Source organism: Pseudomonas sp. P5_A2_2 (genome assembly GCF_054177685.1).
In genome coordinates this window covers 1-6,370 of the sequence record NZ_JBGCUL010000213.1, presented here as the reverse complement: position 1 = coordinate 6,370, position 6,370 = coordinate 1, and the positions used below count along the sequence as shown (strand labels likewise).

Sequence of the window (6,370 nt, the reverse complement as noted above, 5' to 3'; positions counted from 1 at the left end):
TTACTGGGGCAACCTGTCGGCCGGTGGCGCGCCCGAGGCCCAGCAATGCGGTTGGCTCAAGGACAAGTTCGGGCTGTCGTGGCAGATCGTGCCCGTGGCGATGATGGACATGATCAAAGACCCCGACACGAAAAAATCCCAACGGGCCATGCAGGCGATGATGCAGATGAAAAAACTCGATATTGCGGCATTGCAGCGCGCCTTTGACGGCGAGAGCTAATACACTCGGGCGCTGACCTGCCGAGGAGTGAGCATGAAGCACGCCGTTGCCAAGAACGCCAACAAGGCCCCGCGCTTCTGGCGCGATGACGCCCTGCCCTTCATCGAAGCCCGCTCCATCGCCGACGGGCGCGAAGTCTGCTACACCCGGCACGCCCACGAGCACTTTTCCATCGGCGCGATCACCGCCGGGCGCAGTACTTATCTGCATGAGCAGTCGGCGTTCGAGGTCAGCGTCGGCACGGTGGTGCTGATGAACCCCGGTGACGTCCACGCCTGCAACCCGATCGAAGACCAACCCTGGTCGTACCTGATGCTGTACGTCGATACKCCGTGGCTGACCGATTTGCAGCATCAGCTCGGGTTCAGCGATGACGCGGTGTTTCGCCGCTTTTCGGCGACCCATACGCGGGACGCCAGCCTGTTTACCGGCCTCGCGGACTTGTATGAAATGTTGGTCGATCCGCGGCAGGATGTCCTGTGCAAACACAGTGCGGCCGTGGAGTTTTTCACTGATGTGCAGCAGCGATTGAACCCGATCGACCCACCGCTGCGTGAACCCAATTTCAAGCTGGAGCGCGCAGCCGATTACATCCGCGACCACTGCACGCAAACCCTCAGGCTCGAAGACATCTGCGAGGCGGCGCAACTGTCACCGTCCTACCTGATCCGCGCCTTCAAACAGCATTACGGCATGACGCCCCACGCGTTCCTGGTAAACCGGCGCATCCAGTTCGCCCAGGATCAATTGCGCAGCGGTAAGCTGATCGCGGACGTGGCACTGGAAGCGGGATTCGCCGATCAGGCGCATTTTCAACGGGCGTTTAAACAGCATCTGGCGGCGACACCGGGGCAGTATCGCGGTTGAATCCGAGGCTTTGGCCAGATCTGTGGCTTTGGCTGAATCTGGGGGTGAGGGGGCTTGTCGTTAAGGCAACAACAGATATACCGCACTCACCACCAGCAACAACGCCATGGCGCGATTGAACAGGCGCATACCCGCCGGGTTATTCAGAAAACCGCGCAAGAACGTCCCGGCATAAGCCCAGCAACCGACCGACACATAGCAGATCACCAGATAAATCGCCGCGAACTGCCACACCAGCCGCGCCTCGCCATCAGCGACAAACGCGCCCATGCCGGCCACGCAGGCCAGCCAGGCCTTCGGGTTGAGCCATTGCATGATGGCGCCATACAGCATCGACGGGGCCTGAGCCGCTTCCCTGGTTTGCACCTGCCCGTTGTCAGCCGCCAGCCTGAAGGCCATGTACAACAGAAAGGCTACGCCCGCCCATTGCACCCCCTGCGTCAGCGCCGGCCATTGTTGCAACAACTCATGCAGGCCCAATCCCATCAGCACCAGCAGCAAGACAAACCCCAGCGTGGCCCCCGCCACATGGCGCTGACTGGCCCTGAAGCCGAACCGGGCGCCGGAGCTCAACGCCACAATATTGACCGGCCCCGGTGTGATCGAGGCGACCAGTGCAAACGCCGCCATGGACATCATCAGACTCATTGCACACCTTCTTCCATCGAGTTGAACAAGGCCCTCAAGGTAAAGAGCCGAGCGGCTCGCGTATTGAAGAAAACTGCCCTGTATCGCTATGACCCTGTATCTCTATGAGAAGTAACCCACGACGCTTTTCACTTTGCTCAATGCAATGCGCAGCGAGTCCATGTCCACGGAGCCCAATGCCAGGCGTATCGCGTGCGGCACATGAGCCGAAATCGCAAAGGGCTCGGCCGGCGACACCGACACCTGCTCGCGCATCAGCGCCATGGCGATCTGGTCGGCCCGGGCGTCATCCGCCAACGGCAGCCAAATGAAGTAGGAGTTCGGGTGACTGATGGTCCTGAGCCCCGCCAGCACCTCGCGGGCCAGGGCCTGCCTGGCCTGGGCGTCCGCGCGTTTTTGTGATTCCAGTTGGCTGACAGTGCCATCGTCGAGCCAGGCCGTGGCGATGGCGGTCATCACGCCTGGGGTGTTCCAGGTGGTCGCCATGATGGTGCGCTCGAAGGCGGCGACCCATTGCGCGGGTGCGGCAATGAAGCCAACGCGCAGCCCGGTGGCGACATTTTTCGACAGCCCCGACACGTACACCGTCCGCTCAGGCGCCATCTCGGCCAGCGGTGGCGGTACGTTTTCGGCCAGAAACGCGTAGGCCGCATCCTCGATGATCGTCAGGTCATGCCGACGCGCGATCGCTACCAGTTGCTCGCGCTGCACGGTGTCCATCACCCAGCCCAAGGGGTTATGCAAGGTCGGCATCGAGTACACGGCTCGCACCGATCGGCTGCGGCAGAGTTTTTCCAGGGCGGGCAGATCAGGCCCGCTTTGCATGACCGGAATGGGCAAGACTTCCAGATGCAGGGTTTCGGCCAGCGTCTTGAAACCGGGATAGGTCAGCGCATCGGCGGCGATCACATCACCGGGTTTGAGAAGCGTCATCATCGCCACCGCCAGGCCATGCTGGGCGCCGCTGACGATCAACACCTGTTCGGCCGGCACGTGCAGCCCGCGGTCAAGCAGATGGCGCGCGACCGAGGCCCGCTCGTGCAGGCGTCCCGCGTGGGGCTGATAGCGCAGGAGGGATTCCAGGTCACCGGACAGCGCCAGTTGACGCAAGGCAGTGCGAAGCAGGTCGGCCTGACCGGGCAAGGACGGGTAATTGAAATTCAGGTCGATCATCCCCGCCGCCACCACGTGCTGCGAGATGCCCTGCCCCGGCGGCAGCGAGGTTTCCCTGACAAAGGTTCCGCGACCGGTTTCGCCGCTGACCAGCCCCATGCCTTCCAGCTCGGCATACACCCGGCTGGCGGTGACCAGTGCCAAACCGTGCTCGGTGGCCAGTTGCCGGTGAGTCGGCAGGCGCGTGCCGGGCGGCAAACGCCCGGAACGGATTTCGGCGGCAAAGGCATCCACCAGGGCTTTGTAGCGGGATCGAGGCATGTCGAGATGTATCCATGACAATTTTTTGATTGTATCGATAGTCGCTCATACGATGAGTTTCGTGCAATCAGACAACGAGCGTGAGCCAAATGGAACGGACCTCGAACCTGCAACACCAGACGCTGGAAAACAGCACCAGCGGCTGGGTCAACGGCCTGATCGGCGTGGTGATTTTCAGCGGTTCGCTGCCGGCGACACGAGTGGCGGTGCTGGAGTTCGATCCGCTGTTCCTGACGGTCGCGCGCGCGACCATCGCTGCGATCCTGGCGCTGTGCCTGCTGGGGTTATTCAAGGAAAAACGTCCGGCGCGCCAGCAACTGATACCGCTGATCATCGTCGCCCTGGGCGTGGTCATCGGCTTTCCCCTGTTGACCGCGCTGGCGCTGCAATACGTGACGTCCGCGCACTCCATCGTCTTCGTCGGCCTGTTACCCCTGGCGACAGCAGTGTTCGGCGTCTTGCGCGGCGGCGAGCGGCCACGGGCGGCGTTCTGGATTTTCTCGGTGCTGGGCAGCCTGCTGGTGGTCGGCTTTGCCCTGTCCCAAGGGCTGACCGCTTCCCCGCAAGGCGACATTCTGATGCTGCTGGCCATCCTCGCCTGCGGCCTGGGTTATGCCGAAGGCGCGAAGCTGTCGCGCACGCTCGGTGGCTGGCAGGTGATTTCCTGGGCGCTGGTGCTGTCGCTGCCGGTCGTGGCGGCGCTGAGCTGGATGCGCATGCCGGCTTCGTTCACCGGCATCAGCACGCCGGCCTGGTTCAGCCTGGCTTACGTCTCACTGTTCAGTATGCTGATCGGTTTCGTGTTCTGGTATCGCGGACTGGCCCAAGGGGGCATCGCCGCCGTTGGGCAATTGCAACTGCTTCAGCCGTTTTTCGGGCTTTCCCTGGCCGCCACCCTGCTGAATGAGCATGTCAGCCTCGGCATGCTGGGTGTCACCGTTGYCGTGATCCTCTGCGTCGCCGGGGCGAAAAAATTCGCCAAATAGCCCGGTGTACGGTGGTTTGCGCCCATGAATGTACGAGCCTGACCACCGCTGAACCGTGATGAAAACGGCACGGATTGCCGGCCTGACGCCTATGCATGCGGCCCCGCAACCAAACATCACTCCCCGTTCAGCGCATTGATGATAGGGCAAGCGGCTCCGCCGCCGGCATCGCATTGCTGCACCAGCTCGCCTAGCACCTGCTGCATTGCTGCAAGGTCGGCCATCTTTTTCTCGATCATGGCCAGCTTTCGCACGGCCAGTGCCCGAGTCTCGCTACAAGCGCTGGCCGCATCCAGTGTCAGCAGTGCACCCACCTCATCCAGTGTGAATCCCAGCGCCTGTGCCCGTTTAATAAAGCGCAGCCGCTTGACCTGCTCCGGTAGATAGTACCGATATCCACCGAGCGGCTTTGGCGGCTCATCCAGCAAGCCGCGTCGCTGGTAATAGCGAATAGTCTCGATGTTCACTCCGGCAGCTTCCGCCAATTTGCCGATACTCATTTCCATCGCTATCACACGCCCCTTGATTCTGTACCTAGGTACGGAGTGTAGAGTGACTCTAGGTTAGACCGATTCAATGGAGAAGACGATGGTTCAACAAATTGGCAAGGGGACGAATGCGGGCGTTCCCTCCACCGTGCACAAATGAGGCCGCCATGAGAGCCATCATCCTCGAATCCGTGTTGACCTGCCCACATTGCAGTTTCGCCAAGCAGGAAGCCATGCCCACAGATGCCTGTCAGTTTTTCTATGAATGTGGCAATTGCAGGACTCTGTTACGCCCAAATCCCGGTGACTGCTGTGTGTTCTGCTCGTTTGGCTCGATGAAGTGTCCGCCGATCCAGGAGCAGCGCGGATGCTGTGGCATCGGGACGGATGCACCCCCACACGTGGGGAAGCCCATTTTTGGGGGGGAGATTTAGGGTCGGCTTTCGCCTGGAGGAAGTAGCCTGGAACGCAGAGTTAAAGGTCCAAGGCTTGCGGCCAAGCGTCTTTCACTCAAATGGCCTGATTATTGCTCTATTGCTCATACGAGCTCCCAATTTACCAGGCACCAACGTAAAAGCAGCGGTTATGGGAGGTGTGTCATGTGGAATCAGCCTCTGATGCTTGTGGTGATCTACCTCACGATCACCCTCAGCATCGGCTGGTTGTGGTCCATTGCCATCCTGTATTGGCTTTGATCCAGGGGAAAAGTGAATCACTACCTGATTTTATAAACAYAAATGATCGGCAGCTTCACGCCCCGAGGAAGTCAGTCAACCAAAATCGAGGTACTGATGCGCAACTCGAACTCATCGGACTCCATCCCGGGCTTGTCCAGGGTGCGCAGCTGGATCAGCCGATCATTGATCAAAGCCGTGATGTCGGCGCCATTGGCGACGATGCGAAACCTGGGGATCATGGAATTTTTCCAAAAAAAACCCGCACAAGGCGGGTATGAAAGTAAGGAGCTTGAGTTATCAAGCGGCACGAGTGTAGACCATCAATCCCATAGCGTGACCTGTTCCTGTGCAGCTGCGGCTTCGGTGCTGCTAATGGCTCGTCGTGCCTGAGGGATTTTTATTTGTGGTCGATTGCCTTCCGGTCCGAAATTCGCTGTCGATTTTCCGGTGGAGGCCACCCGTGACGCGATCTATGCTGCGCCCATGAACCTACAAAAAACGCTGCTTCCGCCCCGTGCCGAGATGGTTCGCGCCATGCTTGAACGAGACACTTCCTACGAGGGGGTGTTCTTCACGGCGGTCAAGACCACAGGCATCTTCTGCCGCCCCGGTTGCACCGCCCGCAGCCCTAAGCCTGAGAATGTCGAGTTCTTTGCCAACGCAGAACAATGTCTGGCGGCGGGCTATCGCGCCTGCCTGCGCTGCAAGCCGATGGACACCGCCGCCAGCGCGCCGGACTGGGTGCAGAAACTGTTTACATCGGTAGACAGCGACCCGGAACAGCGCTGGAGCGACGCCCATCTGCTGGCCGAAGGCATCGAACCGCTGAAATTGCGCCGCTGGTTCAAGCAGCATTTCGGCATGACCTTCCACGCGTGGCTGCGCGCCCGGCGTCTGGGCATGGCGCTGGGCGGGATCAAACAGGGCGACTCCATCGACGACGTTGCTTTCGATTCCGGTTACGAGTCCCTGAGCGGTTTTCGCGACGCTTTCCAGAAGTCGTTTCACATCACCCCGGGCCGCGCGGCCAATAGCGAGCCGCTGCTGTTC

The 6,370-nt window shown here is 60.5% G+C and carries 8 protein-coding genes and 1 pseudogene; 5 read left to right on the top strand and 4 right to left on the bottom strand.

Features of this window, described 5'->3' with window-relative positions; genetic code table 11:
• Together ACXRVY_RS14275 and ACXRVY_RS14270 are read left to right on the top strand one after the other, a co-directional pair.
• Positions 1-220 (top strand): VOC family protein (locus ACXRVY_RS14275; RefSeq protein WP_458237608.1); only part of this gene is annotated, 220 nt, incomplete at its 5' end.
• 33 nt (positions 221-253) lie between these two features.
• On the top strand, positions 254-1,087 hold the full coding sequence (locus ACXRVY_RS14270; RefSeq protein ID WP_223461838.1) for an AraC family transcriptional regulator: 834 nt from the start codon (positions 254-256) through the stop codon (positions 1,085-1,087).
• A gap of 60 nt (positions 1,088-1,147) precedes the next feature.
• On the opposite strand, the gene ACXRVY_RS14265 is transcribed toward ACXRVY_RS14270, so the two are convergent.
• Both ACXRVY_RS14265 and ACXRVY_RS14260 read right to left on the bottom strand, forming a co-directional pair.
• Positions 1,148-1,735 (bottom strand): LysE family translocator, encoded by a 588-nt coding sequence (locus ACXRVY_RS14265; RefSeq protein WP_223461840.1) that lies wholly within the window; start codon positions 1,733-1,735, stop codon positions 1,148-1,150.
• Positions 1,736-1,837: 102 nt separating this feature from the next.
• Positions 1,838-3,169, bottom strand: coding sequence for an aminotransferase-like domain-containing protein (locus ACXRVY_RS14260; RefSeq protein ID WP_457266178.1), 1,332 nt, complete (start codon positions 3,167-3,169; stop codon positions 1,838-1,840).
• An 89-nt stretch (positions 3,170-3,258) separates the two neighbouring features.
• Here ACXRVY_RS14260 and ACXRVY_RS14255 point away from each other — a divergent pair, with 89 nt between their 5' ends.
• Complete coding sequence (locus ACXRVY_RS14255; protein WP_458237607.1) at positions 3,259-4,155, top strand: DMT family transporter; 897 nt, start codon at positions 3,259-3,261, stop codon at positions 4,153-4,155.
• Positions 4,156-4,271: 116 nt separating this feature from the next.
• Here ACXRVY_RS14255 and merR read toward each other — a convergent pair whose 3' ends face one another.
• Complete coding sequence (gene merR / locus ACXRVY_RS14250; protein WP_223461973.1) at positions 4,272-4,667, bottom strand: Hg(II)-responsive transcriptional regulator; 396 nt, start codon at positions 4,665-4,667, stop codon at positions 4,272-4,274.
• A 143-nt stretch (positions 4,668-4,810) separates the two neighbouring features.
• On the opposite strand from merR, the gene ACXRVY_RS14245 reads away from it, so the two are divergent.
• Positions 4,811-5,077, top strand: a complete 267-nt coding sequence (locus ACXRVY_RS14245; protein WP_223461846.1) for a GDCCVxC domain-containing (seleno)protein — start codon at positions 4,811-4,813, stop codon at positions 5,075-5,077.
• 356 nt (positions 5,078-5,433) lie between these two features.
• Here ACXRVY_RS14245 and ACXRVY_RS14240 read toward each other — a convergent pair.
• Positions 5,434-5,559 (bottom strand): annotated as a pseudogene (locus ACXRVY_RS14240) (phage late control D family protein); the annotation flags it as partial.
• Between the two features lie 244 nt (positions 5,560-5,803).
• Here ACXRVY_RS14240 and ACXRVY_RS14235 point away from each other — a divergent pair.
• On the top strand, positions 5,804-6,370 hold a 567-nt coding region (locus tag ACXRVY_RS14235), incomplete at its 3' end, for a bifunctional transcriptional activator/DNA repair enzyme AdaA (protein WP_458237606.1).